The organism is Sphingobium sp. D43FB (assembly GCF_002312805.1).
GTDB lineage: Bacteria > Pseudomonadota > Alphaproteobacteria > Sphingomonadales > Sphingomonadaceae > Sphingobium.
Genome location: NZ_NMUA01000286.1, coordinates 1 through 382 on the forward strand (window position 1 = coordinate 1; position 382 = coordinate 382).

1 protein-coding gene is annotated in these 382 nt (G+C 51.8%); it reads right to left on the reverse strand.

All coding sequences use genetic code 11. The features are described from left to right. The coding region (locus tag SxD43FB_RS24440) for a glutamine synthetase beta-grasp domain-containing protein (RefSeq protein WP_176482942.1) at nt 1-170 on the reverse strand (170 nt) is incomplete at its 3' end. Nucleotides 171-382: the final 212 nt, after the last annotated feature.

Sequence of the window (382 nt, forward strand, 5' to 3'; positions counted from 1 at the left end):
CAGCCAGCAATGGAGGAGCCGTCGAACATTTTGCCGATTTCAAAGAAATCTTCATCCAGCGCGTCGCGAGCCGGCATGGTCACGTGATGCTGAGTGCCTTTGGTGTCCGTGAAGCGCAGATCAATCCACTTAACGTCATGATCTTTGATGAGTTGAACCGACTTCGACATGGTGTCCTCCGGGTGGCTTCGGGCCGTTTTATGGTTTAGGCCCTTAGAATTTGGGTGATGCCGGCGCGAATACTCGGCTAAGGCAACCTGCCTCACAAGGGAGCAAATTGCATGCCAGTGCCCCGTGTTGGGTTTTTTGCGTCAAACACGCTCTTTATAGGGGGGAAAACCGATTTTAACTAATCTGCACGCACCTTAATGATGCGGACAAC